We start from the raw sequence: 26,631 nt of genomic DNA, 5'->3' as shown, positions 1-26,631 counted from the left end.
GCGCATAAAACAGGTGTTACGTCGGGATGGCTTGGCCCAAGGAAACACGTCCGGCGCCCGACTTCAAAGCCAATCGCGCGCGATGCCTTTAATATCATGGTGGAGGAGCGCTTAAAAACCATGTTCACGCCCACCGAACAGCCGCTGCAACCCGAAGAAGTCGAGCATCTCGACATTCCCGCCGAGTCGTCGCCTACGCGCGCGCATCCGATTCGCGTTCGTTCGCGGCCCGTGTCGGCCGGCGTCCGGATTGCGCGGCACACGCATGCGTGGGCACAGGTCGCGTGCACGACACGCGGCGTGCTGCGAATCGCAGCGGAAGGGTCGACGTGGATGGTGCCGCCGTCGCGGGCAATCTGGGTCCCGCCGAACGTGACACATGAAGTGGTGATCGTGGAAGACGCGTTTCTGCGGACCTTGTATATAGACGCGAGCGTAGTGCCACCGGGACTGGATGCGTGCCGCGTGGTGGAAGTGTCGCCGCTACTGCGCGAGGTGGCTGTTGCGCTGGACGATCGCACGATATCAAGCGAGCGTGAACGGCTGCTCGGCACACTTGCACTCGATGAAATCACGCGCTCACGCCCGCTGCCGCTCTCCATCCCGATGCCCACCGACAAACGCCTGCTGGCATTATGCGAAGCCGTCCTCGCAGACCCTGCTTCCGCCGATTCGCTCGAGCACTGGGCGACGCTCGCGGGTGCAAGCACCCGCACGATCGCACGCCTGTTTCGACGTGAACTCGGCGTCAGTTTTTCACAATGGCGTCAGCAAGCAGTGCTGGCGCGCGCGATTCCATTACTGAGCCAGGGCCGGCCGCTCTCACAAGTTGCGTTGCTGCTCGGCTACCAAAGCCAGAGCGCCTTTTCCGCGATGTTCAGACGCGCGTTCGGCGAAAGTCCGCGAGCATTTTTTGTTCGCGACGGCGAGCCGCGAGAGGATAGTGAGAGCAGCACGTCGAGCAAGCGTTAAAACGCTAAACGCCGCGCACCATATGCCGGATCGCGCCGAATTGTGCGAGCCGCGATCCCGCGGTCTTATAACCCATGCGGATATAAAGCCGAGCAGCGGGGTTATCGACGAATACGCGCAACTGCGTCTCCGTTAGTCCGCGTGCGCGTGCCCATCGGTGCGCGGTATCGAGGAGAAACGTTCCCGCGCCCGTCCGGCGCCACCCTTCCACCACTTGTACGTCGCGGATGTGCAGCGACTGATCTTCTTGCGTCACGCGCATCACGCCAATAGCCTGACCGTCGCACTCGAGCACGAAATTTTCGGACTCGCGCCAGCTACCCAAAAAAAGATCGCTTCGCCACACGAGATTGTGGCGGCGGTAGTAGCCGTTCATGTTGTTGCGCGTGAGCGCCTCGGCGAACGAAAAATCGTCCATTGACGCCAGGCGTAACTGAAACGGCGAGAGAGCTTCGGTGGGATCGAGCATTGCGCGATGAAAGCACTGAATCAAGTCATCAACACTAAGTCAGCCGGCGCGCGCTGGCAATGGAGAGTTTTACGAGCGCGCCGGTTCGATGTCATACACGCCACACGTTCAACAAGATGCAACGGGATGCTTGTACGAAGAATAGCGGGTGGAACCGAAAGCGGAAACCGAAAAGGACAGCGGAAAGGACAGCGGAAAGAGCACGAAGGGAAGGAAGCGGAAGCAGGAAAAAGCAGGACGAAAAAACGCGGGATACAAAAACGCGGACGAAAAAAATCCAGCTTAAGCTGGATTTTCTTTTACAACTTGTTGGCGGAGCGGACGGGACTCGAACCCGCGACCCCCGGCGTGACAGGCCGGTATTCTAACCAACTGAACTACCGCTCCACTTCTTTTCATCAGTTCGTGAGGTTGGTTGACTCATCAAACTCGCAGCGCTTCTGGCAACCGCCGATGTTTTGGCGTCCCCAAGGGGATTCGAACCCCTGTACTCACCGTGAAAGGGTGATGTCCTAGGCCTCTAGACGATGGGGACATAAACTTTTCAGTGAATGTCTTTTACTCTTTTCGCTTAATCTTGACTTGGTTCTGATTAACTCCGATTAACACTTTCTTAATCGTTTGAATCTTATTAATCAGTTTCTTGTCAGTCAGTAGCGAAGAACGACATTATAAACAGCTTTGTGATTCTTGTGAAGCTTTTTTTCCGATGCTCTGGCGCTTTAAAAAGCTTCATTTCTGTTCTGTGGTGGAGGTAAGCGGGATCGAACCGCTGACCTCTTGCATGCCATGCAAGCGCTCTCCCAGCTGAGCTATACCCCCCTTGCAGAACAGAAACGAGATTCTAAAGGGCACTTTTGAAGTTGTAAATACCTTTTAGCCCAGCGTCTGAAAATAGTTCGTCCTTAGGGTGCGAACTTGGCGCGCAAACCGGACACCGTTCGCGACGATACAACGTCCTCATGTTCAGGCAATGCCCTTGTCGAGCCGGGTCAGCACCGTCTCACGGCCGAACAGCATCAGCACCGCATCAATGGACGGTGTGTGGGTGGTCCCCGCGACCAGCAGGCGCACCGGCATGGCGAGATGCGGCATCTTGAGCTTGTGGCTCGTCAGCGTGGCCTTGAACGCCGCGGAGATGGCTTCCTTGCTCCACTCCACTTCGCTCAGTGCCTGGCGCAAGTCAGCGAGCGCAGGACGCACGGTTTCGGTGACATGCTGCGCGAGCGCAGCGGGGTCGATCACGGGCTCCTGATAGAACATGGCGGCGTTATCGGCGATTTCCTTTACCGTCGATGCGCGGTCCTTCAGCAAGCCGATCACGAGCTCGAGCGGCGGCCCTTGCTCGATCATGGCGGAGTCGATACCCAGGTCCGCCAGGAATGGTTTCGCCAGCGTTTCCAGCCGTGCGTTGTCAGCTTCCTTGATGTAGTGCGCGTTCAGCCAGTTCAACCGGTCCGGATCGTATTGCGCCGGCGACTTACCTAGATGGTCCAGGTCGAACCATTCGACGAACTGTTCACCCGAGAAAATCTCCGCGTCGCCATGCGACCAGCCAAGCCTGGCCAGATAGTTCATCACGGCTTCCGGCAGATAACCGCTATCGCGATAACCCATCACGCTCATCGCGCCGTGGCGCTTGCTCATCTTCTCGCCCTGCTCGTTGAGCACGGTCGGCAGGTGGGCGTACACCGGCACTTCGCCGCCCAGCGCGCGCAGGATGTTGATCTGGCGCGGCGTGTTGTTCACGTGGTCGTCGCCGCGAATCACGTGGGTGATCTTCATGTCGAGGTCGTCCACGACCACGCAGAAGTTATAGGTCGGCGTGCCGTCCGGGCGAGCGATAACGAGGTCATCGAGTTCGTCGTTCGAGATTTCGATCGTGCCCTTCACCGCGTCGTCCCAGCTCACTACGCCGCCGAGCGGATTGCGAAAGCGAATGACCGGCGACACCCCTTGCGGAATGGGCGGCAGCACCTTGCCCTCTTCCGGGCGCCACGTGCCGTCGTAACGCGGCTTTTCATTGGCCTCGCGCTGGCGTTCACGCAATGCGTCGAGTTCTTCCGTCGACATATAGCAGTGGTAGGCCAGGCCCTGGTCGAGCATCTGCTTGAGCACTTCGCGATAGCGGTCCATGCGCTGCATCTGGTAGATCGGACCTTCGTCGTAGTCCAGGCCGAGCCATGCCATGCCTTCAAGGATGGCGTCGACGGACGCGTCGGTCGAGCGCTCCAGGTCGGTGTCCTCGATGCGTAACACGAAAACGCCCTTCATCTTGCGCGCGAACGCCCACGGATAAAGCGCGGAGCGAATGTTGCCGAGGTGGATGAAGCCTGTGGGGCTCGGAGCGAAACGGGTACGGACTTGGGTCATGTGCGGTGTGCTCGATAGCTCAAATGCGTTTGCTGGCACGGGAGGAGCCATGCAAGCGATATATCGGGGACCGGCTTCGGCGCGTCTCTTCTGGACGAACTTGGCGAGCGGTCAAAACGAGGGTGAATTATACCCGCCGGGGGCTTTTGACCTGCTTTCGGGGGTCGTCATGTTTTATTATGTGCGCCGTCACTGAACGGCTTGACCAGACAGCCAACCAAGCTGGCTGAGCAGCGTCCATGCCCCACGCTCCACCTGTTACCCGCTGCATCGCAGGAGAACTCCTTGAAAACTTCGCCGCCCCCGCTTTCGTCGCTGCCTCAGTTGTCGCGACGCGCGTTCGCTCTTGGCTGCGCCTCAGCCGTGCTCACGGCGTGCACCACGACGACCAGCTCCACCACCGCGCTTACGTCACCCGCGCCGCCCGCGTCGTCAGTACCGGCCACCAGCACGCTCCAGCGGCCCGTGCGGATCGGCCTTGCACTGGGCGGCGGCGCGGCTCGGGGCTTTGCGCACATCGGTGTAATCAAGGCGCTCGAAGCGCGCAACCTGACGGTGGACCTGCTGAGCGGCACGAGCGCGGGCTCGGTGATCGCGGCGTTATCGGCATCGGGGATGAGCGGCATTGCCATCAACAAGCTCGCGCTGACCATGGACGAAGCGTCGATCAGCGACTGGGCGATGCCCTTTCGCACGCGCGGTTTCCTGCAAGGCGTCGCGCTGCAGAATTACCTGAACAAGACACTCGATAACCGGCCGATCGAGAAGATGGCGAAACCGCTCGGCATCGTCGCGACTGATCTGAAGACAGGCCAGCCAATCTTGTTCCAGCGGGGCAATACCGGCATTGCCGTGCGCGCGTCGTGCAGCGTGCCGTCCATCTTCGAGCCAGTGAAAATCGGCGGTCATGAGTACGTGGATGGCGGCCTGGTGAGCCCGGTGCCGGCGGCGTTCGCGCGCAAGATGGGCGCGGACTTTGTGATCGCGGTGGATATTTCGGCACGCCCTGAGACAGGGTTGACGCAAAGCTCCTTCGACGTCCTGATGCAGACCTTCACGATCATGGGCCAGACCATCAAGGCTTATGAACTCGACAAATACGCGGACTTCGTCATCCGCCCCAACCTTGCCGCCATGAGCGGCAGCGACTTCGGCCAGCGCAACGCGGCGATCCTGGCCGGCGAGGAAGCGGTCGCAAAGATCTGGCCGGAACTGCAGCGGCAAATGGCGGCGAAGGGCGCTACCGTTTGATTGGACGGCAGCGCCTGCCCTTGTAGAACCAAGCGGCTTAGCGCAACGCCTTGACGCGTGCCGCCGTTACGTCCCCCGGCTGGCCGCCCCAACTCGAGCGCAGGTAGTTGGCGAGGTGCGCGAGTTCATCGTCGCTGAGCGTGGCGGCAAATCCCGGCATTGCCTGCATGCTTTCCGTTCCGGCGAACTCGGCGGCATCCACGCCATCGAGCATCGCAACGATCAGGTTATGGGAATCGGCCTGTCGCAGCGTCGAGCTCCCTTGCATCGATACTGCGACGTGAGGCTTGCCCTCCCCCTCGCGCCCATGACATCCCGCGCACACAGCGACATAGCTCGCCCGGCCGGCAGCGACTTGCGCGGCGTCGGCGGACCCTGGTTGAACCGGCGTGGGCGCAAGCGGTGCATCGCCGAGCAGATAGGTCGACAGCGCACGCAGATCGCCGGGGCTCAGGTACTGGGTGCTCAGCATCACTACCGGATGCATCTCGCCGAACGCAGAACCCTGGCGGCTGATTCCCGTTGCAAAAAATGCCTGCAAGTCGGCGCTGGTCCAGCCGCGCGCGGCAAGCCCCGCGGGCGTGATATCCGGCGGCACGACACGACCTAGCATCGAGCCTTGCAACGCCTTCGCACCGTTCAACTGCCCAAACGCACCACGCGGTGTGTGGCATTCGGCACAGTGGCCTAGCGCATTCGCGAGATATCGTCCGCGGGTCCAGTCAGCCGAGCTTCCCGCCGATGCATCCGGCAACGCGTCCTTGAGGAACAGCATGTTCCAGAACATCACGGCAATCCGCACGTTGAATGGAAACTTCAGGTCAGGCTCCCGATTCGGCACGGCGGCAGGCTTTTGCGCCATCAGATACGCATAGATGGCGTCGCTGTCGACGCGGGACATCGTCCGGTAAGACGTGTAAGGCATCGCCGGATAGAGCTGCTTGTCGGGCGCTACGCCGTCGTGCAAGGTCTTGTAGAACTGCGCAGCACTCCACTTTCCGATGCCATGCACCGCGTCCGGCGTAATGTTCGTGCCATAAAAGGTGCCGAACGGCGACCCGAGTTTCACACCACCGGCAAACGGCGCGCCGCCGGGGATCGTGTGGCAGGCGGCACAGTCGGCCGCTTTTGCAAGATAACTGCCGCGCACGATCTGCTCGGCGGCCGTTTCATGCGCGGGGGCTGCAGTTTCAACGGGACGTTCGTTGCAAGCGGACAGAGCGGCGACGCATAGTGCAAGCGCGCCGAGGCGAAAGGAAATTGTCCGGTTCATGCGGAATCCTTGACAAGTCCAGGCGTGTTCAGCACAACGTCCCTGACCGCCTCGTAATAGCGCACGTAGCCCGTGCAGCGGCAGATGTGGTCGTCGAGTGCGTTCGTAATCTCCTGCTCCACTGAAGCCCTGGCAATCGGCTCGCGCTTTAGCCGCTCGATCAGCACCGTCGCCGCATTGACGAATCCCGGCGTGCAGTACCCGCACTGAAAGCTGAAGTGTTCGAGGAATTTCTGCTGCACCGGCGAGAGTTCGACCACCTCGCCCTGCTCGTTGCGTTTGGCGTGGCCTTCAATGGTCCTCACCTTTTTGCCGTCGAAGAAATGCGCACCCGTAATGCACGTGCGCACTTCTTCGCTCGATCCGTCCGGCTTGTCGAGTATCACCACGCACGCATGGCAGACGCCCTGCCCGCAGCCAAGCCGCGAGCCGGTCAAGCCCACGTACTCATGCAGGAAATCGATCATCATGAGGCCGTCGGGGGCCGGGATCGGGCCCATGGCGGCACCGTTGATCGTCAGCGAAATGGGCTTCATCCGGATCAAGGGTTGATGCATGAGCGGTGTCGGTGTTGGGTTGGCAGCAGTCATGCGAGCGCCTCCTGAATATTTTGCGGTTTCACCGGCAAGTCGTTGAACCGATGCCCGATGGCGTGCGCGATACCGTTGACGATGGCGCCGACGACCGGAATCATCACCACCTCCGCAATGCCCTTCGGCGGATCGGTCTCGGACAGCGGCGGCAGCACTTCGCCGGTCTGCGCCCAGACAGCGACGTCACTTGCGCGCGGCACGTGATAGCGGTTGAAGTTCCAGGTGCCGTTGCCGGGACCTTCTTCGTAGAGCGGTAGATATTCGTGCAGCGCATGTCCAATACCCATCGCCAGTCCGCCTTGCAGCTGACCTGAGACGAGCTGCGGCGAAAGCATGTTGCCGCACTCCATGATCGAATGATGCGAAAGCAGGCTGACGCGGCCGCTGGCTTCGTTCACCGCGAGTTCGACGAGCGTTCCAACCGCGCTGTAGTAGGTGACCGCGGCGTTGTTGCGACTGACCGGCGCGATGAACACACGCTTGCGATCGAGGGCGCGGTAAGCGGGCTGGACCGGTGCAGCTTTGGCCTTGTTGGCGTCAGTCTTGCCCGCACCGTGAAGTAGAGACAAGCCGTCTATAGGCAGACGCTCGGTCACACCATCAATGTCGAATTCCGCTTCGCTCCATTGCCATCGGTTGAACACATGCACGACCGCGCCCGTGACGAGCCCGAGGTCATGCGCTTTACTCGCGAGTTGTTGGAGCGTCAACGGCTCGAGACCTGCAGCCGTCAGCTTGCCCTCCACCCAGCGTGCATCTTCTCGACGCACGACGAGAGGCGCAGATTGACCACCGCCTATGCCGCTGCTCCATAACGCCATCGCGGCTGGCCACACACCGTGCGTGAAGACCACGCGTGCGGCTTCCTGCGTGCTATGCGTGAAATAGAAAGCGGAATTCGTCGCACTCGATGGCGATATCAACCCCGGCGACCAGCGCGGATTAGCCGACAGTCTGTCCTGCTCGCCCTGCGACATCATGTATGGATCGCCACTGGTCACGACCGGCAGCTCGGGCCAGTCGATCATCGCCATGCGTACCTCGGCGGCCGGCTTGCCGAGCCACTTCGCGCAGGCGATTGCTTGCGATGTAGACACGCCCGTGCCAATCTCAGCGGCCGTATGATGCAACGTGATCTTGCCGTCGGCCGCGATTTCAACCTTCGCGAACGACGCCTCCGCACCCGTGCCAAAGTCTTTCTGCACACACGCGAAACCCACGCCATAGCGGTTCCCGGGATGCGCCAGCTCATACTCCGCTTTCTTCTGCGCCCGCCCGGTCCAGAGCGGGTGAACCTTCGCTTTCTGCAGGACTTCATCTACTCGAATCGCGCCGGCGGGAATCGCGCCCTGAGTATTTTTCATGCCCGAGCGCAGCGCGTTCTTCAGCCGAAGATCGATAGCATCGAGTCCAAGCTGCGTCGCAATTTCATCGATCAGCATCTCGGTCGCGGCCATCGTCTGCAGTGTGCCGTAACCTCGCGCGGAGCCCGCGTCGATCGCGCGTGAAGCGATCGCCACGCCGGTCAGGTCGCTCTTCGGGAAGTAGTAGATCGACTGCGCAGCGGACGCCCCCACCATGGCCACCGACGGCGAAAAGTTGCAGCGCCCGCCGCCATCGACTTCCAGCTCGGCCTTGAACGACTGCAGGAGGTTCGTTTTTTTATCAATCGCAATTCGATAACGCATCTTCGATGCATGGCGTTTTATCGATGTCTGGAATTGCTCATAGCGGTCAAATGCAAGACGTACCGGACGGCCGTCGCCATACATGGCCGCCACCAGTCCGTAGAACGGAACCGTGAAATGGTCCTTCGACCCGTAGCCAACCGTATAGACCGGATGCAAAAACAACTTTTTCACCGGGGAGCGGCACTTCGCCGCCATGCCGGCCGCGCTCTCTGCCACCTCATGCGGCCCCTGCGTCGGCACGACCATGTGCAGCGATTGCGTCTCCGCGTCGTACCAGCAGTTCGTGTTGTCGGGCTCGAGCGCGGCGGTATCGATCGATTGCGTACTGTAGTTGCGCTCCAGCACTAACCAGTTCGCAGGCGGATGATCGAGTTCACCCTGCATGTTTTGCGCATGGAACATGCCCTGCTCGTCGAGCTTGCCGTCTTGCCGCCCCGCCGTCCATACAGGCTCGTGCTTGCGCATCGCGCTTGGGAACAGCATGCTGTCCTTCAAGCTCGAGAACGTGTCCTCGTCATAGGCCGTCGCACCGCCGACGCGCACAAAGCGGAACGTACCCCACGGATCGCGTTCAAGCGGTCCGGTCTGCTCGCCGTAGCGGATGATTTCGTCGCGGAACTGGAGCTTGTCTTTGGCGAACCGGAAGCGCGCGAAATCGTGGTAGATCAGCATGGCCACGGCCTGGCCTAGATACGCCGGCGTCTTGCCCGGGGGCAGCAGCATGTCGTCACCATAGAAGGCGGGAAATGCAAGACCGTCGCGGGCAAGCTCCGCGGCCGTGACAATCCGGTCCGGCTGAAGGTCGGTGCCGAGCAAGCTCAGGTCGAAACCCTCATACACCCGGTCAGCCTGCGTCGTTCGCAACATGAATGCGTGCGATTGCTGGCTCGGCCAGTGCGGCATGTCGGCCGCGCGCACGTCTCTTGCAAATACCTTCGAGCCGGTGACCTTCGCGATCCCATCGATACGAAACTTCGCGCTGCCGCTTGCTGTATCCCACTGAATCGGCGTCAGGATTTTTTCTTCAAATAGCGCAGCGAATGCGCGACTGCCGAGCGGCGCAATAATGACGGTCAGTCCCGCGATTGCACTCGCCTTCAGAAAACCACGACGCGATCGGTCGAGTTCTCTCATAGTCCTCTCCTTGAATGATCGGCTGAGAGCCTCAAGCCACACTGCTTCGGGTTTCGGTTTTTATTTTGCATTCCGAAATAATTAACATGTTCATATAACCGCTCGATCCGGTGCGTTATGAAGACGCAAGACGACGACGCAAGACGACGATGAGACACCTGAGTATCTCCGATCGTAATCGCACTTCAGGTTCTTGAACGTGCAAGGATTTGCACCAGCCTGTTTCAACGTTTGGCTGGCTTTTTCAGGCTTTGCCTTGAACAGAATTCCTGTCGCTGCGCAGCGTTCTGCACTGCCCGGGAAAAGCGGGCGATTGTACGTGCGATGCTTGCCTGCAAGCAGCAATCGGCATGTCAAGTTTTGTGCTTGGCGGGGATTGGCCTTGCGAGTGGAAATCCGTTGTGATTTACGGCGTCAACGTCACTCGGAAGCATCCGAATGTGCCCGGGTTTAGATCGGGTCTCAGTCGAGACACGCGGTCGGTTGCGGGAATTTGAAGCGGCAGGGTGGCGATGTGGCGAAGATCAACCACCAGAAATGCGCATAATCCGTACAGAAACGACAAAAGCCCGCCCTTTTTTAAAGGGCAGGCTTTTCTAGACCAGACCGTTTTCAGCAACCGGTCAGATGAGTGACGACGACTTAGTTGTCGTTGTTACCAATCGTGGCGCTGACACGCTGACGTAGATCGACGCCGTCAATCGGGAAGGTCGCTTCAACACGCCGAGCGCCCGTGTAGCGCTTTTCCCAATAGCTGTTGTCCATGTCGTCCACACGGATCGTGCTACCCGTGGACGGCGAGTGAACAAACTTGTTGTCGCCGATATAAATCCCGACATGCGAGAACGAGCGACGCATTGTGTTGAAAAACACAAGGTCACCCGGCTTCAGCTCGCTCACGCGAACTTTCTCGCCAACCCGGCTCATCTCTTCCGCACGCCGCGGCAACGTCATGCCCAACGTGTCCTGGAACACGTAGCGCACGAAACCGCTGCAATCGAGGCCGGAATCCGGCGTATTGCCGCCCCAGCGATAGCGCACGCCGATCATATTGAGCGCGCCGACGACTACGTCGCCCGCCTTGCTCGCCATGCCGGATAGAAAAGAACGCGTGCCGCTGGATGGGTTGGTTGTCACATTGGCAGCGACATTGCCGGAGTCGGCAACAGGATAAATGTCGTTAGCTGCTTTGGTCGACGCGGAGATGCCATTGCTGGCATTTTGGCTTGAATTGTTGACTTCGTCGGCGAACGCACCGGAAGTCGCTGTCATCATCAGGCCGATCAACATGCTGGCTGCTGCTCGCGCGCATGTTTGAGTCAAAGTTAATTGCTGCATCGGTCGGTAGTTTTGGGTGAAAAAGTCTGATAAATCAGAGTCCTGCGGAAAAGTTGGCTTGATACTAGCCAGATATTATTTACATGTCAAAAGGCATAGAAAAAAACAATTGAGATACGCACCTAATTGGTGAAAATTAGGCCGCGATCGCGGCTTTCAGTAACTTTCTTGTGTATTCGTGGGACGGCGTGGCAAAAATATTCTCCACATCACCGGTTTCCACAACAGTTCCGTTCTGCATCACTACAACCCTATGCGCCATCGCGCCAATGACCTCGAGGTCATGGCTGATGAACACGTAGCCCAGGTTGTACTTCTTTTGTATATCGGCGAGCAGACGCAAAACTTGATACTGAATTGACACATCAAGCGCGCTGGTGGGTTCATCGAGGATCAGGATGCGCGGTTCGAGCACCAGCGCGCGGGCGATCGCAATGCGTTGCCGCTGACCGCCGGAGAACTCGTGCGGGTATCGATTCAACGCAGTACGGTCTATTCCGACTTCGCGCAGAACGGCCACCACCTTGGCGTGCCGCGCGGCTGCGTCGAGTTCCGGACGATGCAAACCCAGCCCCTCGCCAACTATCCGTTCAATTGTTTGACGTGGCGACAGCGAGCTATATGGATCCTGAAACACCACCTGCATATTTGATCGCAAAACGGTTTTTTCGCGGCCACGATAGTCGCCGAGCAAGCGCCCTTGAAACTCCACCTTCCCGTGCGACGTGCGCTGCAAACCTAGCAGCGCCATCGCCAAAGTGGACTTCCCCGACCCCGACTCACCGACAATACCCAGCGTTTCACCCTGCCGCACCGTCACCGACACCCGATCCACCGCCTTGAACGCGCCGCGCCGGAACCAGCCACCCACCCCTGGCGTCTTCGTGGCGAATTCCACGGAGACCTCTTGCGCGTCGAGCAATACGGGCGACAGCGGCAGCACGGGCAACACCGTGCGAGCCGGCCGGCTCGCAAGCAAACGTACCGTATAAGGATGCTGCGGCGACCCGAATATGTCCTGCACCGTACCGCTTTCCACCAGCACACCGTGCTCCATTACCGCCACGCGCTGCGCGAATTTACGCACGAGATTGAGATCGTGCGTGATCAGCAGCACGGCCATGCCGCGCGAAGCGGCTTCGTCACGTTGCAACTCCAGCAGCAATTCCACGATCTGCGCGCGGATGGTCACGTCGAGCGCGGTCGTGGGTTCGTCGGCGAGCAGCAGACGCGGCCGGCACGCCAGCGCCATGGCGATCATCGCGCGCTGGCGTTGTCCGCCCGAGAGCTGATGCGCGTATCGGTCGACGCGTTTTTCCGGCTCCGTGATCCCCGTGCGCGCGAGCAGGTCGATCGCTCGCCGACGGGCATCGCGAGCGGACACGCCATCGTGCAACTGGATGGTCTCCGAAATCTGGTCGCCGATGGTGTACAGCGGGTTGAGCGCAGTCATCGGCTCCTGGAAGATCATCGCGATGTCAGAACCCCTCAGCTTGCGCATCGCGGGTTCGCTTTTGGTGAGCAACTCCTGGCCGTCCAGGCGAATCGATCCGCTCAGCTCTGCATCCTGCAAAAGCCGCAGGATGGATAACGCCGTCACGCTTTTGCCCGATCCTGATTCGCCGACCAGCGCCACGCGTTCGCCGGCTTCGATCTTGAGGCTCACACCATCGACGGCCATGGTTTCGCCAAAGCGCACCCGCAAATCGGTGATTTCCAGCAATGGCGCGCTCATTGACCGCCTCCGGCTTTCACCGCGTCCGAGATACGCGTGTCCAGCGCGTTACGCAGCGCATCGCCCATGAACGTAAGCAACAACAAGGTCGCGACCAGCACGCCGAAGGTAGACAGCGAGATCCACCACGCGTCGAGATTCGCCTTGCCTTGCGCGAGCAATTCTCCCAGGGACGGCGTGGGCGGTGGCACGCCCAGGCCGAGGAAATCGAGGCTCGTCAGCGCAAGGATCGCCCCGCTCATGCGAAACGGCAGGAAGGTGATAACGGGCGTGAGGCTATTCGGCAGGATGTGCCGCCAGATGATCTGGGCGTTCGACAATCCCATCGCCCGCGCCGCCCGCACGTAATCCTGCGTGCGGTTGCGCAGGAATTCGGCGCGCACATAGTCCGATAATCCGATCCACCCGAACAACGACAACAGCACGACGAGCAGCACCAGGCTCGGTTCAAAGATAGACGCAAAGATGATCAGCAGATACAACTCGGGCAACGCACTCCAGATTTCGATCAGACGCTGTCCGGTAAGGTCCGTGCGACCACCAAAGTAGCCTTGCACCGCACCGGCCAGCAGCCCGAGCACGGTTCCTATCGCCGTCAGGACCAGCGCGAAGATGACCGAGACGCGAAAGCCATAGAGCAATCGGGCGAACACATCGCGGCCCCGATCGTCGGTGCCGAGCCAGTTTTCACGCGACGGCGGCGCCGGGTTCGAGGCCTTGGAAAAATAGTTGAGCGTGTCGTAATAATAGTGGTTCGGCGGATAAACGGCGAAGTTGCTGCCCTCGCTGAAACGATCACGAATATAGGGATCGAGGTAATCGGCGGGCGTCGGAAAATCGCCGCCGAACGTGGTCTCGGCGTACGTCTTGACCAGGGGGAAATACAGATTCCCCTGATAACGGACGACCAATGGTTTGTCATTCGACCACAGCGGTCCCGCGAGACTGATCGCAAACGCGATGACAAAAATCACCAGGCTCCAGTAGCCGAGGCGGTTGCGTTTGAAACGTTGCCAGACACGTTGTCCCGGCGTAATCGACACAGGCACGCTAAGCGGCTGGGCGTCGCTGTCTTGCGGCGTACGGAGCAGGGAACGGTTCAACTCAACGCTCCAGTTGTTCGAATTGAATGCGCGGATCGACCCAGACATAACAAAGGTCGGAGATCAGCTTGGTGGCAAGTCCGATCAGCGTGAAAAGATACAGCGTACCGAGCACGACCGGATAATCACGCCGCACGACGGACTCGTAGGAAAGCAGGCCGAGGCCATCGAGTGAAAAAAGCGTTTCTATCAGCAAACTTCCCGTAAAGAACGCCCCGATGAACGCGCCCGGAAAGCCCACGATCAGTGGCAACAACGCGTTGCGGAACACGTGCTTCCACAGGACCCTTCTCTCCGACAACCCCTTGGCCCGCGCCGTCAGCACATATTGCTTGCGGATTTCGTCGAGGAACGCGTTCTTGGTCAGCATGGTGACGACTGCGAAGCTGCCAACCACCGACGCAATGATGGGCAACGTGATATGCCACAAGTAGTCGGCTATCTTCCCGCCGAGGCTCAACGTTGCCCAGTTGTCCGACGTGAGGTTGCGAAGCGGAAACAGTTGCCAGAACGACCCGCCGCCGAACAGCACGAGGAGCAGCACACCGAGCACGAAGCCGGGAATGGCGAAGCCGACGAGCACGAGCAGGCTGGTGGTGAAATCGAAGGTGGAACCGTTGCGCACCGCCTTCGCGATCCCGAGCGGCACCGAGATCAGGTAAGTCAGAAAGAACGTCCACACGCCAATGCTGATCGACACCGGCAGCTTCGACACAATCAGCGACCATACGCTTTGATGGCGAAAATAGCTGTCGCCGAGATCGAAACGGGCGAAGCGTCCGAGCATCAGCCAGTAGCGTTCGAGCGGCGGTTTATCGAAGCCGTAGAGCGCGCGAAGTTGCGCAACTTGCTGCGCATCCACGCCCGTGTGCATGCGCATGCCGAAGCTCGTGCCTTGCTGGCCACGCCGTAGTTCGTGCACGGCTTGTTCAACCGGTCCGCCCGGCACGAACTGGATCACGGCGAACGTGAGCGTGAGGACGCCGAGCAAGGTCGGGATCATCAGCAAGATACGTTTGAGGATGTAGCTCCACATGGGCGCGGTCCGCTTGAGTGATTAAGTGCGTGGATTTACTTTGCTGCGGCTGCGGCCGACGCGAAGCTGGACGCGGCGGCTGGCGGATTGAACCACCATGTCGATGTGATCCAGTCTTCGGCGACGTAATACAGCGGCAAGGTCGCCGGGTAAGCGAGCGTGTTTCGATACGCCACCCTATGCGACGCCGTGTACCAATGCGGGATTACATAGTAGCCGTGCATCAGGACCCGGTCGAGCGCGTGGGTGGCATCGAGGAGTTGATCGCGTGTCTGGGCGCCGAGCAAGGTATGCACGATCGAATCCACTGCCGGCGACTTCAACCCGTTCATGTTATCCGAGCCCTGCTGATCCGCGGACTTGCTGCCAAAACGCGAATCCTGCTCGGTTCCCGGAATCTGCACGTCGGGCATGCGCAGACTGGTCATGTCGAAGTCGAAGGCGTCCAGCCGCTTCTGGATCAATGCAAAGTCCACCGTCCGGAAATTCGCGACAATCCCGAGCTTCTGCAAGTTGCGCTGGTAGGTGGCAACGACCGGTTCCATCGACGACCCGCTGGCCGAGTCATCGAGAATCTCGAAGACGAACGGCTGGCCCTTCGCGTTGCGCAACGCGCCGTCCCTATACGTCCAGCCCGCGTCGGCCAGCAGCTCGCGTGCCTTGATCAGGTTTGCGCGCAGTGAGCCGGGTGGATCCGTGTCCGGCTGCTTCACCATGTCGCCGAACACAGCGGGATCGAGTTGCGCACGTAACGGCGAGAGGATCGCGAGTTCGCCCCCGCCCGGCTTGCCCGTCGCTTGCAGATCGGTGTTTGCAAAGAAGCTGTCGGTGCGCGTGTACTGGTTGAAAAACAGTTGCCGGTTCAGCCACTGGAAGTCGAATGCAAGATCGAGCGCCTGGCGCACGCGCACATCCTGGAAAATCGGACGGCGCAGGTTGATGAAAAAGCCCTGCATGCCGGTGCCGTTGTGGTTGCGGAATTCGCGCTTGATGAGTTCGCCGTTGTCAAAGCGTTTGCCGATGTCGCGGCGCACCCAGTTGCGCGCAACATATTCGACCAGCGCGTCATATTCGCCGGCCTTGAACGCCTCGAGCCGCGCCACGCCGTCTGAATACAGCTTGTACGTAATGCGTTCGAAGTTGAACGTTCCCACGCGCACCGGCAACGCGTTGCCCCAATAGGCCGGGTCGCGCTTGAAGGTGATCGTGCGGCCGTTGTCATATTGTTCGATGAGATATGGACCGCTTGCTATCGGCTTCTGAAACGCGAGTTGATCGAAGGGAACGTGGCTGCCGTCGGGCTTCATGCCCCACTTGTGCGAAAACACCGGAATCGCGCCCGCGATAAACGGCATCTCCCGCGTACGCTCCTTGAAGTCAAAGCGAATGGTGAGCGGATCAAGCATGACCGCGCGCGAAATCTGGCCGAAATACACCGCATATTGCGGCGCGGCCTGCGGGCTTTTCAGCGTGTCGAACGAGTACTTGACGTCTTCGGCGGTGACCGAATCGCCATTCGAAAAGCGCGCTTTGGGATTGATGTGAAACGTGACGGAGAGGCCGTCGGGCGCAATGCTGATGTCGTCGGCGAGAAGACCATACGCCGTCGATACCTCGTCAAGGCTGCCCGTTGTCAAACTCTCAAACATATAACCGAGCCCGGGCGCGGGGTTGCCACGCTGCGTGAACGGGTTGAATTTGTCGAAGCTCGTGAGCCGGTTCGGATTCGCCAGGACAAGCGTGCCGCCGCGGGGCGCGTCCGGATTGACGTAGTTGAAGTGCTTGAAATCAGCGGGATATTTCGGCTCGCCATACTGCGCGATGGCATACACGGCTAATGCCGCTTTCGGTACCGCGAGCCCGCCAAAACCGATCAGCAAGCTGCCAAGCAGAAGACCGAGGACCCGTCGGGAGCCAGTCGCCATGAGTGCCTTTATAAGTACCAGTGAAACGATGATCGGAAAACGGCCTGCCGTTCAAAGCCCGCTCCGGGCTCACTCTCGGCGCCCCAAGCGCTGCGCGCCTCAAGCGACATGAGGCGATGTGAGAGAATTCTACTAAAACCACTGTCCCGGGCATTGTAACGACGTGCGCACGGCTTGCGCGCGCTCAGTCCGGTGCATGTGCGATATCGACTTCTTAAGGAGCATTCATGGGATTTCTCGCTGGAAAACGGATTTTGCTGACGGGCTTGTTGTCGAACCGCTCGATCGCCTATGGCATCGCAGCGGCTTGCAAGCGCGAAGGCGCCGAACTCGCCTTCACCTATGTGGGGGACCGATTCAAGGATCGCATTACCGAGTTCGCGACCGAATTCGGCAGCGATCTCGTGTTTCCGTGCGACGTGGGTAGCGACGAGGACATTGACGCCCTCTTCGTCTCGCTGAAAGAACGCTGGGACACGCTCGACGGTCTCGTGCATTCCATCGGCTTTGCGCCCCGCGAAGCGATCGCGGGCAATTTCCTCGACGGCATGACGCGTGAAAACTTCCGCATCGCCCATGACATTTCCGCGTACAGCTTCCCGGCCCTCGCCAAGGCTGCGCAATCCATGCTGTCCCCCGATGCCTCGTTGCTCACGCTGAGCTACCTCGGCGCCGAACGCGCGATCCCGAACTACAACACGATGGGTCTGGCGAAGGCTTCGCTTGAAGCCAGCGTGCGTTATCTGGCTGTGGCGCTTGGAGACAAGGGTGTGCGCGTGAACGGCATCTCGGCGGGTCCGATCAAGACGTTGGCAGCCAGCGGCATCAAGGGCTTTGGCAAGATTCTCGAGTTCGTCGAAAACAACGCGCCGATGCGGCGCAATGTAACCATCGATCAGGTCGGCAATGTGGCGGCGTTTTTGTTGTCCGATCTGGCGGGCGGCGTGAGCGCCGAGATCATCCACGTTGATAGCGGCTTCAATGCCGTGGTCGGCGGAATGGCGCCGCAGGCGGTCTCGGAGTAATACTGCGATAACAGCGGTTGCTTTCCATCCGCCGATAAAGTCAAAAAGCCGTCCCGCTTGCGCGGGACGGCTTTTTTAATGCGTCTGGCCAAGGCGTTTAATTACGATAGCCATTGTGGCCACCGTTCCCGCCATGGTTGTAGTTTCCACCGCCGCCGTGGTTGTAATTCCCACCGTGGCCGCCATATCCCGGGCCGCCATGCCCATAGTTTGGACGGCCGCCATTGTGCCGATACCACTCGTCACGCCCCCAATAGCGGCGACCATCGTAGTAACGATTTCCATACCAGCCGATCACGATGCCCGGCTGCACATAGACAGGAGCCGGTTGATAAATGACCGGCGGCGGCGGTGGCGCATAGTAAGGCTGCGGCGCGACATAAACCGGAGCAGGAATACCGATGTTGATCCCCAACCGCACTTGTGCGTGGGCAATTCCGGACAGGGTTGCAAGGCACAGACCGGCAACGCCAGTCAGGATCCGGATGCTATTTAACTTATTCATGTAAGGCGCGCCTCTAGCCGTCATTGTTCAGGTGGAAGCGAATATAGCGGATCGCCCTCAATCCGGTACTTCGACTTTGTAAGTTGTTCTTCGGCGCAGGGGTATCGTCTGCTGAAAGCTTACTCTTTGTTACATCATGCAAAACTGCGAATCGGGCGGCGTTCGATGAAAACGGGTGGCGCTGGAAAAACAAAGGCCACCCGGCTTTCGCCGGATGGCCTTCGGGCCAGCTTCCTGACGGACGCGGTATTGTGCGGCCCGGTTTAGTAGCCGCGATGATCGTAATGACCGCCGTGACCGTGATAGCGGTACCAATCGTCACGATTCCAGTAACGGCGACCGTCCCAATAACGATCGCCATGCCAGCCGATCACCACGACCGGAGCAGCAGCATACACCGGCGGGGGCGACGCGTAGACGACGGGCGGCGGCGGCGGCGCGTAGACCGGCTGCGGTGCAACGTACACTGGCGCGGGGATGCCAACATTGATACCAACACGCACTTGGGCCATCGCCGCGCCCGACATCCCGAGCGCCCCGATAGCAATCGCACCAGCAAAAATAGAAGTCTTCAGTTTGTTGTTCATTTGAGTGCACCTCAACGGGTAGGTTCGTTGAGTAAATCTTAGCGGAACGGATCGCCCTAAATGTTTCAAGTTGGTAACTCCGAATTACGACTGCCAACAGGGTGTGACACAACATTTCTTTTAGCTGAGTGTCCTCTCCCGCCACGATGCTCGCTGGATTCGAGCGCGCCGCAAGCGGTTTCAGGTGCGCTGATAGAATCGGGCTAGCAAAAGCATTTATCGTTCGTATCGTTCAACAATCGCCGGAGCCCGGGTGGCGTTCGCAACGTGCCAGGTGACGGTTGAGTTGTTTGCCTCCCGCCAGGCTTGCCCGCGTTTGGGCTTCTGATTTATCTATGCATATCCGCCATCGCCTCGCCGTAATCTGCGGCACCACCCTTGTCTTCCTGCTGACGCTTGTCGCGAACGAATGGATTTTCAGGCACTCGGAGTTCGTGCGCGGAGTCAACTGGATCTACCTGCCTGCCGGCATACGCCTGCTGTGCACGCTGTTATTCGGCGCGCTGGGTGCGATTGGGATACTCATCGCGTCGTGGATCAGTTGTTTCTTTTATTATTTTCCGAATGATCCAGTTCGCGCGGCATTCGGCGGCATTATCTCGGCACTCGCGCCTTATCTTGTGTATCTCCTCGCCACGCGCAAACTTGGACTCAGTGAGTCACTCGCGAATCTCACGGCCGGTCGTCTGTTAGTCCTGATCCTGCTCTACTCGATCGCGGGCCCGGCAATGCAGCAAGCGTGGTGTGCGTTGAGCGGCGATACCGTGAATGCCGGCGTACGTTTTATCGTGATGTTCATAGGCGACCTGACCGGTACGCTCATGATTATCTACACGCTCAAGCTGGGTCTTTGGTTTATCACGCGCATGCATGTGTCGATGCATCGGGCATCACGCCCTCGTTGAGCACACGGAGTGGCGGCGTGTCAGTCGGCCCGTACGGTTCTAGCGGTTTTGTAAAGACAGATTAAGCCATCGCCTTAACCAGATGCAAGTGGTTTGGGTCGTGCGCGTATTGAGTGCGCAAGCGCATCGTCACTGCCGCTTCGCGATGCATGTGTGAATCCGCCTGGTTTGTTCGATCGGCTACGTTGCCCTGCTCCCGGCCGCAGGGCAACGCGCTCTTTTTTTAATTTCTCTCAGGTCCAGGTGCGCGTCACTTTCTGGCGTCGATACACACCCCGCTTTCGTGAATCGTATCATTTAATTATCAAGCTGATAAGGGTTTGGAAGCCGGTTTACTGGCAATGCTATGATTCACAGATGCATTTCAAGTCCGCCGCCATGGCAAAAAAACACCTCGTGGATACCTATTTTCGCTTCCTGAACCTCGCTCAGGCGGTTCAGGCGTTGCCGTCTTTCCCGAAACTCGACGCTGCCGAAGAACGGCTGCTCGAGGCGCTGACAGCGGCCTGGCACGCGGGGCGTACGCTGAGCGTAACCGAGACGATGGCGCTATCGGTCGCAGGCGCGCCGGCGACGGTGCACCGCAAACTCGCGCGGCTAAGACAGGAAGGACTGGTCTCGGTCGACGAATCGAGCACGGATCTGAGGTCCAAGACGGTCGTGCCCACGCGCAAGGCGCTCGACTATTTCGAGAAGCTGGCAGCCTGTCTCGAGGAAGCCAAGCAGAAGTAGATACGCACGCGTACGCACAAGGTAGCGGGCCCGCGTTGAATTGCGAGCGGGTCGAACGCTTGATTCGGCTACGACCCGCAAGCAAGCACGATTTAAATCCCACCTGATGCATGCAGCCGCGAAACGCCTGCTCGCGAGTGAGACAATTGGCGAATTTTGGAGAGGCACACCATGATCGACGGCCTGGTTTCCGGACGTCTCTACGGCACGGCGCAAGTGCGTACGGGTCAGCACGGCACGCACTTCGTGACATGCCGGGTTCGCGCCTCGGCCGGCGACGGCGAGAGTCTGTTCGTGAATGTGATCGCCTTCGACGACACCGTCAAGGACGCGCTCCAGGCGCTCGATGACGGCGACAGCGTATCGCTTGCCGGCGCACTCACGCCGAAGACCTGGACGGACAAGCAAGGTAACGCGAAACCAGCGCTGGACATGGTCGTGCACGCCGTGCTCACGGCCTATCATGTGCAGCGCAAACGCCGCGCTGTACGCGGTGAAGCGGGACAAACGGACCTGCAAGGCCCCGACGATCTGGACGACGACGAAGTCTGAGTGTGCTCGGGCGCTCACGCAGCCTTGGGCGGCCAGGCGAAGCGCCCTGTTCGATCGAACAAAAACAAGGCTGCCGACTCCATTACCGGTTCAACGCCTGAATCAGCGGATGATCGCAGTAGATCCGGTTCTCATAAACCTGGCCATCGCTGTGACGCACGCAGTCCACGCCCTCGAAGCGCAGCGGCACATCGCCGTGCGTCCCCGTGGCGATCCATCGGATGAAGACTGTATCGCCGCGACTCGCGTGGTCGGCGACTTCCAGCCTGAAATCCGGAACGCGGCGCAACAGTTCATGCAGCGGCCGCACATAGGCCTCCACGCCCTTCAACGGCGCGTGCAAACCCGGCCAATATCCTTCGATATCCGCCGCCAGTTCATCGGTCGGCCGGCTGAAATCCGGCGCGGCCCAGAACGCGGCGTACTTTTCCACGCACCATGCCGGGCCCATCAGCTTACTGTCGAGAAAACCCGTAATGCCGGCAAACCGACCATCGATCGAAAATTCGCCGATGTCCGTCCCACTGGCCAGTTGCCGGCCCGTGGCATCGATCAGGCGCCAACTGAAGCGGACCATCGCGCCCGTCGCATCAATTCCGCCAACCCGCTCGAACGTCAACCCAGGCATTTGCGCCTGAAATGCGCCGATCATCTCGGCGAATCCGTTCGGGCCGGTGCTGCTCATCATCGGGTCGGTGTAGCGCGCGCCGTCGAGTAAAACCAGCTCCGCCAGAGCGTTCCGACGCGGCGAATCCGTCTCGTTCCACGTATCGATATAACGACCCACCAGAACATCATGCTCAGTCATGATTCTCTCCTTCGATAGTCTTCAAGGCTATGGCGACACCGGATTAGCGCGGCCTGGAAGCAATCATCGGGACACGCATGTCGTGCGTCGATTACCTGACAGGTAATGGAGCTGCGTGCGGCGGTTTGATAAGGTACGCCCATGAACACACTGACTGCGACGGCTGTTGGTATCGGCCCAATGATCAAGCACTGGCGCGAACGACGGCGCATGAGCCAGCTTTATCTGGCCAGCGAAGCGGAGATTTCGAGCCGGCATCTGAGTTTTATCGAAACGGGGCGAGCCGCGCCGAGCCGCGCGATGGTACTGCGACTTGCGGAGTATCTTGAGGTGCCGCTGCGTGAACGTAACGAGTTGCTGAACGCGGCAGGATTCGCGCCGGTGTTCCAGGAGCGCTCACTCACTGACCAATCGATGCAGCCCGCGCGGACCGCAGTCGAACAGATCTTGAAGGGGCACGAGCCGTATCCGGCGCTGGCTATCGACCGGCATTGGAACCTCGTGTCGGCGAATGGCGCGGTGGCTGCGCTTATCGCCGATGCTGATCCGTCGTTGCTTGAACCGCCGGTGAACGTGTTGCGGTTGAGTCTGCATCCGCGAGGATTGGCGTCGAAGATTGTGAATCTCGCGCAGTGGCGCGGACATTTGCTGGAACGGCTGGAGCGTCAGATCGCTCTCACAGCTGATCCTCAACTGAGTGCGCTGCGCGATGAGTTCAAGCGTTATCCGGGGGGATCCGGTCGGGATGACGCGGGGGAATCTTCTATCGTGATTCCGTTCGTGTTGAGCACGGCTGCGGGACAGTTATCATTCATCAGTACAACGATGATGTTCGGTACGCCGATCGATATCACGTTGTCGGAGTTGGCGATCGAGCTGTTTTTCCCGGCGGATGAAGCGACCGCGGCAGCGTTCAGTCGTTGAGGTGTCCCGACGCAATCCCGCTTCGCAAGTCAACCTGACAGTTAGACCAGGGCCGGCAAAACATGCTCGCGCAGCAGCGAGCCAGGATGTGAGGGATTATGTTGAATCGTCGCTCGCCAGGTGCCATACCTTTCGTCCCGAAAAACAAAAACCCCGTAAGTCGTTAGACCTACGGGGCTTTGCATTCTTCTGGCGGAGACGGAGGGATTCGAACCCTCGATCCAGGTTTTAGCCCAGATGCTCCCTTAGCAGGGGAGTACCTTCAACCTCTCGGCCACGTCTCCTGCACTTTCTGTCACGCGGGAGTCAGCGCGACGAAGCCAAGATGATAGCGGGTTAGCCGCCGCGGGTCAATTTCATGAGACAAAATTTTTCGTCTCGTGAATTGCATCGAACAACGCTTTGCAGCTTATTTCGATTACAGCCCAAAAACACACTGCAAGCTGTCACACCCACGCCGTTTCCCGCCTGTCGTTCAGCCGCGATCGAGTTCGAACACCTTATGCAACGCGCGCACGGCAAGCTCGGTATATTTTTCGTCGATAAGCACCGAGATCTTGATCTCCGATGTCGAGATCATCTGGATATTGATGCCCTCTTCTGCCAGCGTACGGAACATCGTGCTCGCGATACCCACATGCGAGCGCATGCCCACGCCAACCACGGACACCTTCGACACCTTCGGATCGCCCCGCACCTGCTCGGCCTTCACGTGGTCCTTGACCTGGTTCGTCAGGATCTCCATGGATTGCGCATAATCGCCGCGGCCAACCGTGAACGTGAAGTCGGTCTTACCGTCCACGCTCGTGTTCTGGATGATCATGTCGATGTCGATATTCGCATCGGCCACCGGCCCGAGGATCTGGTACGCAATGCCCGGCTTGTCGGGCACGCCCATCACGGCAATACGCGCTTCGTCGCGCTGAAATGCGATGCCCGAGATAACAGCTTTTTCCATGGTCTCGTCTTCTTCAAAAGTAATCAGGGTGCCCGAGCGCATTTCGGTTTCGAGCGGAATCAACGGGTCCGTCAGGCTCGACAACACGCGCGTCTTGACCTGATATTTACCGGCGAATTCCACCGAACGGATCTGCAGCACCTTCGACCCGAGGCTCGCCATTTCCAACATCTCTTCGAACGTCACGCGATCCAGTCGGCGCGCTTCTTCGACCACGCGCGGGTCCGTGGTGTAGACACCATCGACATCGGTATAAATCAGGCATTCGTCCGCTTTCAACGCCGCCGCAATCGCGACCGCCGACGTGTCCGAACCACCGCGTCCCAGCGTGGCAATATGCCCGTCGGGATCGACACCCTGGAAGCCCGTGACCACCACGACCTTGCCTGCGTCGAGATCGGCGAGCACGCGCGTGCCGTCAATGTCGCTGATGCGTGCTTTCGTGAACGCGCTGTCGGTCTTGATCGGCACTTGCCAGCCGGCATAGCTGACCGCTTCCAGACCTTCCGCTTGCAACGCAATCGCGAGCAGGCCGACGCTGACTTGCTCGCCGGTTGAGGCGATCATGTCGAGTTCGCGCGGATCGGGGTGTGCGGTGATTTCGCGCGCGAGGCCGAGCAGGCGGTTCGTTTCGCCGGACATGGCCGACGGGACGACGACCATCTTGTGGCCGGCCTTGTGCCATTTCGCGACGCGCTTGGCGACGTTCTTGATGCGCTCGACCGAGCCCATCGAAGTGCCGCCGTATTTATGTACGATGAGTGCCATTGTCGTTTTGAACAGGAGGAAAAGCCGCGCTGGCGCGCCGTTTGATGCGCCGCGTACTGCACGACTGCACGTGTTTCACGTATTGCATCAGAAGCCGGCTTGAAGAAACACAAGCAAACTCTGGATCGGTGCGATCGACGACTTAAGCGTGACGACGAAGCGCGGTAGCCGCACGCGCGAGGTTGGCTCACGCGCAAAAGGCAAAAAAGGCAATTCAGGCGGCTAAAAACGCGTCTTCTGGACGGAAAAGCTGCTTGAAAAGCGTTGCGGGAAACCGGTAAACGTACCCGATCGAGGCCCAAAACACAAGCCGGAACGGGCGATTCGACGCTTTTGCGGGCTGTTTTCAGGCCGTTCGCAAGAAAAGTTGACCGGGATTTTGTCGCCGCGCATGAACCACTGAAAAATCGGGGCAGACTGAGTTTCGCGTGCCAGGACCGCCGCATATACAGTGCGTGAGCGCATCGGCTAGTCGTTCAGGCAATCATTAGGTCCGGATGCCACTCGATCCGCCTATACGTAAGCTCGCCGCCCTCACCGCTGACTTCGACGCATGCCCGATTGACACCAATGGACGGCACGAACAGCAAGATTTCGCCAAGAAACACCAGCGGGACGTCGCGTTTCCAACCCGGCACGCCGCGCTCTTGAAACAGGTTTTTCAAAGTCCGGCCGGGCCCATCCGCACTCAAACGCAAGCGTTCGCCGCCCGCGCGCGAACGCGCGCAAAGCGGCGCGGCGCGCAGCGTGGCTTCGGACACCGCGTCCTCATCGCCCCGTGCAGCGGCTTTGAACACGAACGTCCCGCGCCAATGCGGCAGGCGCCAGATACTTTCGCCGTCCCAGTTCAACACGCTCGCCATACGCGCGGGATTTGCGCCATCGTCGAGATCGGCGGGGTCCGCGCTATCGCCCTTTTCCCAAAAGATCGCGTCGCGATACGCCCGCAGGCAAGACCCCGCGTGATCGATGCGCAACGCGTGGCCGTCCCGCGAAACCGCGGCGTCGCGCAATTGCCGCAGCACCTCCCCAATCCGCGCCGCCGATGCCGCTTGCAGCCCGAGCGAGCGCATCCAGTAACGCAGCAAGTTGATCGCCCGCTCATCGTCGAAAGCGAGTACCGCTGACAAGGCCAGCGCACCCTCATCGTCACCTTGCGCCGATGTCATATCAATGCGTGCGAGTTCATCGAGCAACCTTTGCGCCGATGCTGCATGCGACGCGGTCCGCGCAAGCGCATCGCGAAATCCGGGAAAATGCACAGCGAGTGCCGGCAGCACGTCATGACGCAGCGCGTTACGGGCATAGCGGGTATCGGCGTTGGATTCGTCGTCGATCCAGCGCAGATCGCGCTCATGCGCGTAATGCTCGAGTTGCGCACGCAACAGATGCAATAACGGCCGCACGCGCGGCGTGGAGGCACCGTCGGCGCGTTGCGGCGCCATTGCGGCAAGGCCGGCCACACCCGCCCCGCGCAGCAATTGCAGCAACACGGTTTCCGCCTGATCGTCGGCATGATGCGCAAGCCAAAGCGCGCTTGCGCCCTGCTCGGCGCACAGCGCGTCGAGCGCGCGATAACGCGCATCCCGTGCCGCCGCCTCCAGACTCTCGCCGCCTTCGCGCACCACGTCGACCTGACGCGACGCGAACCTGACACCCAGCGCTTGCGCGAACGCGTGACAATGCGCAGCCCAGGCATCGGCATTCGGACTCAATCCGTGATGAATATGCAGCGCAATCACGCGTGATGACCCCACGCATCGAACTGCTGCATCGAGCAGCGCGGTCGAATCGAGACCGCCACTGAGCGCGACGGCGATGCAAGTTTGAGCAGAGGCCGACACATCGACGAACGCCGCGCGCACCGCATCGATCACGAGGCGGCTGGCGGGAGTGTCAGTGTTGGAGGTCACGGGAGTCGGCTTGTTAAGTTGCCTTCGAGGCAGCCTGTCACGGCACACTGCACGGAGGAAC

General features: G+C 59.8%; 22 protein-coding genes and 4 tRNA genes. 7 read left to right on the top strand and 19 right to left on the bottom strand.

Annotation, left to right across the window (positions count from 1 at the left end; all coding sequences use genetic code 11):
- Nucleotides 1–120 precede the first annotated feature (120 nt).
- Nucleotides 121–972: an AraC family transcriptional regulator gene (locus BSU04_RS39785; protein WP_089165684.1), complete on the top strand. Its 852-nt coding sequence runs from the start codon at nucleotides 121–123 to the stop codon at nucleotides 970–972.
- A gap of 4 nt (nucleotides 973–976) precedes the next feature.
- Here the strand turns inward: BSU04_RS39785 and BSU04_RS39780 are convergent, their stop codons facing one another.
- The 5 genes from BSU04_RS39780 to gltX form a co-directional block, all read right to left on the bottom strand.
- Nucleotides 977–1,441: a GNAT family N-acetyltransferase gene (locus BSU04_RS39780; protein WP_089165683.1), complete on the bottom strand. Its 465-nt coding sequence runs from the start codon at nucleotides 1,439–1,441 to the stop codon at nucleotides 977–979.
- A gap of 310 nt (nucleotides 1,442–1,751) precedes the next feature.
- Nucleotides 1,752–1,828: transfer RNA gene (locus tag BSU04_RS39775), tRNA-Asp, on the bottom strand.
- 72 nt (nucleotides 1,829–1,900) lie between these two features.
- Nucleotides 1,901–1,976, bottom strand: a tRNA-Glu gene (locus BSU04_RS39770).
- Between the two features lie 211 nt (nucleotides 1,977–2,187).
- Nucleotides 2,188–2,263 (bottom strand) — tRNA-Ala (locus tag BSU04_RS39765).
- A 144-nt stretch (nucleotides 2,264–2,407) separates the two neighbouring features.
- The gene (gltX, locus tag BSU04_RS39760; RefSeq protein WP_179258601.1) at nucleotides 2,408–3,865 is read right to left on the bottom strand and encodes a glutamate--tRNA ligase; all 1,458 of its coding nucleotides are present in this window, start codon (nucleotides 3,863–3,865) and stop codon (nucleotides 2,408–2,410) included.
- A 204-nt stretch (nucleotides 3,866–4,069) separates the two neighbouring features.
- On the opposite strand from gltX, the gene BSU04_RS39750 reads away from it, so the two are divergent.
- Nucleotides 4,070–5,065 carry a patatin-like phospholipase family protein gene (locus tag BSU04_RS39750; protein WP_179258604.1) on the top strand — a complete coding sequence of 332 codons (996 nt, stop codon included), beginning with the start codon at nucleotides 4,070–4,072 and terminating at the stop codon, nucleotides 5,063–5,065.
- A 37-nt stretch (nucleotides 5,066–5,102) separates the two neighbouring features.
- On the opposite strand, the gene BSU04_RS39745 is transcribed toward BSU04_RS39750, so the two are convergent.
- The 8 genes from BSU04_RS39745 to BSU04_RS39710 form a co-directional block, all read right to left on the bottom strand.
- Nucleotides 5,103–6,338, bottom strand: a complete 1,236-nt coding sequence (locus tag BSU04_RS39745; protein WP_089165679.1) for a c-type cytochrome — start codon at nucleotides 6,336–6,338, stop codon at nucleotides 5,103–5,105.
- On the bottom strand, nucleotides 6,335–6,928 hold the full coding sequence (locus BSU04_RS39740; RefSeq protein ID WP_089165678.1) for a (2Fe-2S)-binding protein: 594 nt from the start codon (nucleotides 6,926–6,928) through the stop codon (nucleotides 6,335–6,337). The genes BSU04_RS39745 and BSU04_RS39740 overlap by 4 nt, the downstream gene beginning before the upstream one ends.
- A complete protein-coding gene (locus tag BSU04_RS39735) occupies nucleotides 6,925–9,756 on the bottom strand; it encodes a xanthine dehydrogenase family protein molybdopterin-binding subunit (RefSeq protein WP_089165677.1) in 2,832 nt (943 codons plus the stop codon). The genes BSU04_RS39740 and BSU04_RS39735 overlap by 4 nt, the downstream gene beginning before the upstream one ends.
- 642 nt (nucleotides 9,757–10,398) lie before the next feature.
- Entirely contained in the window at nucleotides 10,399–11,094 is a 696-nt protein-coding gene (locus BSU04_RS39730) for a C40 family peptidase (protein ID WP_089165676.1), read from the bottom strand.
- 136 nt (nucleotides 11,095–11,230) lie between these two features.
- Complete coding sequence (locus BSU04_RS39725) at nucleotides 11,231–12,829, bottom strand: ABC transporter ATP-binding protein (protein WP_089165675.1); 1,599 nt, start codon at nucleotides 12,827–12,829, stop codon at nucleotides 11,231–11,233.
- Nucleotides 12,826–13,920, bottom strand: a complete 1,095-nt coding sequence (locus BSU04_RS39720) for an ABC transporter permease (RefSeq protein WP_089165702.1) — start codon at nucleotides 13,918–13,920, stop codon at nucleotides 12,826–12,828. The genes BSU04_RS39725 and BSU04_RS39720 overlap by 4 nt, the downstream gene beginning before the upstream one ends.
- 13 nt (nucleotides 13,921–13,933) lie before the next feature.
- Nucleotides 13,934–14,968, bottom strand: a complete 1,035-nt coding sequence (locus BSU04_RS39715) for a microcin C ABC transporter permease YejB (RefSeq protein ID WP_089165674.1) — start codon at nucleotides 14,966–14,968, stop codon at nucleotides 13,934–13,936.
- A gap of 35 nt (nucleotides 14,969–15,003) precedes the next feature.
- On the bottom strand, nucleotides 15,004–16,893 hold the full coding sequence (locus BSU04_RS39710) for an extracellular solute-binding protein (protein WP_089165673.1): 1,890 nt from the start codon (nucleotides 16,891–16,893) through the stop codon (nucleotides 15,004–15,006).
- Between the two features lie 227 nt (nucleotides 16,894–17,120).
- Here BSU04_RS39710 and fabI point away from each other — a divergent pair, with 227 nt between their 5' ends.
- Nucleotides 17,121–17,918, top strand: a complete 798-nt coding sequence (gene fabI, locus BSU04_RS39705) for an enoyl-ACP reductase FabI (RefSeq protein WP_089165672.1) — start codon at nucleotides 17,121–17,123, stop codon at nucleotides 17,916–17,918.
- 97 nt (nucleotides 17,919–18,015) lie between these two features.
- Here fabI and BSU04_RS39700 read toward each other — a convergent pair whose 3' ends face one another.
- Both BSU04_RS39700 and BSU04_RS39695 read right to left on the bottom strand, forming a co-directional pair.
- A complete protein-coding gene (locus BSU04_RS39700; protein ID WP_089165671.1) occupies nucleotides 18,016–18,423 on the bottom strand; it encodes a hypothetical protein in 408 nt (135 codons plus the stop codon).
- Between the two features lie 263 nt (nucleotides 18,424–18,686).
- On the bottom strand, nucleotides 18,687–19,010 hold the full coding sequence (locus BSU04_RS39695) for a hypothetical protein (protein WP_089165670.1): 324 nt from the start codon (nucleotides 19,008–19,010) through the stop codon (nucleotides 18,687–18,689).
- Between the two features lie 335 nt (nucleotides 19,011–19,345).
- Here BSU04_RS39695 and BSU04_RS39690 point away from each other — a divergent pair, with 335 nt between their 5' ends.
- The 3 genes from BSU04_RS39690 (at nucleotide 19,346) to BSU04_RS39680 (ending at nucleotide 21,199) form a co-directional block, all read left to right on the top strand.
- Nucleotides 19,346–19,915: a hypothetical protein gene (locus BSU04_RS39690; RefSeq protein ID WP_089165669.1), complete on the top strand. Its 570-nt coding sequence runs from the start codon at nucleotides 19,346–19,348 to the stop codon at nucleotides 19,913–19,915.
- Between the two features lie 357 nt (nucleotides 19,916–20,272).
- Nucleotides 20,273–20,647 (top strand): hypothetical protein, encoded by a 375-nt coding sequence (locus BSU04_RS39685; RefSeq protein ID WP_089165668.1) that lies wholly within the window; start codon nucleotides 20,273–20,275, stop codon nucleotides 20,645–20,647.
- Between the two features lie 171 nt (nucleotides 20,648–20,818).
- Entirely contained in the window at nucleotides 20,819–21,199 is a 381-nt protein-coding gene (locus tag BSU04_RS39680) for a single-stranded DNA-binding protein (protein ID WP_089165667.1), read from the top strand.
- An 82-nt stretch (nucleotides 21,200–21,281) separates the two neighbouring features.
- Here BSU04_RS39680 and BSU04_RS39675 read toward each other — a convergent pair whose 3' ends face one another.
- Nucleotides 21,282–22,007, bottom strand: a complete 726-nt coding sequence (locus BSU04_RS39675; protein WP_089165666.1) for a nuclear transport factor 2 family protein — start codon at nucleotides 22,005–22,007, stop codon at nucleotides 21,282–21,284.
- A 141-nt stretch (nucleotides 22,008–22,148) separates the two neighbouring features.
- Here BSU04_RS39675 and BSU04_RS39670 point away from each other — a divergent pair, with 141 nt between their 5' ends.
- Complete coding sequence (locus tag BSU04_RS39670) at nucleotides 22,149–22,931, top strand: helix-turn-helix domain-containing protein (protein WP_089165665.1); 783 nt, start codon at nucleotides 22,149–22,151, stop codon at nucleotides 22,929–22,931.
- Nucleotides 22,932–23,121: 190 nt separating this feature from the next.
- On the opposite strand, the gene BSU04_RS39665 is transcribed toward BSU04_RS39670, so the two are convergent.
- The 3 genes from BSU04_RS39665 to tilS form a co-directional block, all read right to left on the bottom strand.
- A tRNA-Ser gene (locus BSU04_RS39665) sits at nucleotides 23,122–23,215 on the bottom strand.
- Between the two features lie 191 nt (nucleotides 23,216–23,406).
- A complete protein-coding gene (locus BSU04_RS39660) occupies nucleotides 23,407–24,657 on the bottom strand; it encodes an aspartate kinase (protein ID WP_089165664.1) in 1,251 nt (416 codons plus the stop codon).
- A gap of 476 nt (nucleotides 24,658–25,133) precedes the next feature.
- A complete protein-coding gene (gene tilS / locus BSU04_RS39655; protein WP_089165663.1) occupies nucleotides 25,134–26,570 on the bottom strand; it encodes a tRNA lysidine(34) synthetase TilS in 1,437 nt (478 codons plus the stop codon).
- Between the last annotated feature and the right edge of the window lie 61 nt (nucleotides 26,571–26,631).

Source organism: Caballeronia sordidicola (genome assembly GCF_002220365.1).
Classification (GTDB): Bacteria; Pseudomonadota; Gammaproteobacteria; order Burkholderiales; family Burkholderiaceae; genus Caballeronia; species Caballeronia sordidicola_C.
The sequence above is the reverse complement of the archived record's forward strand: the minus strand, read 5'-3'. Positions and strand labels throughout refer to the sequence as shown.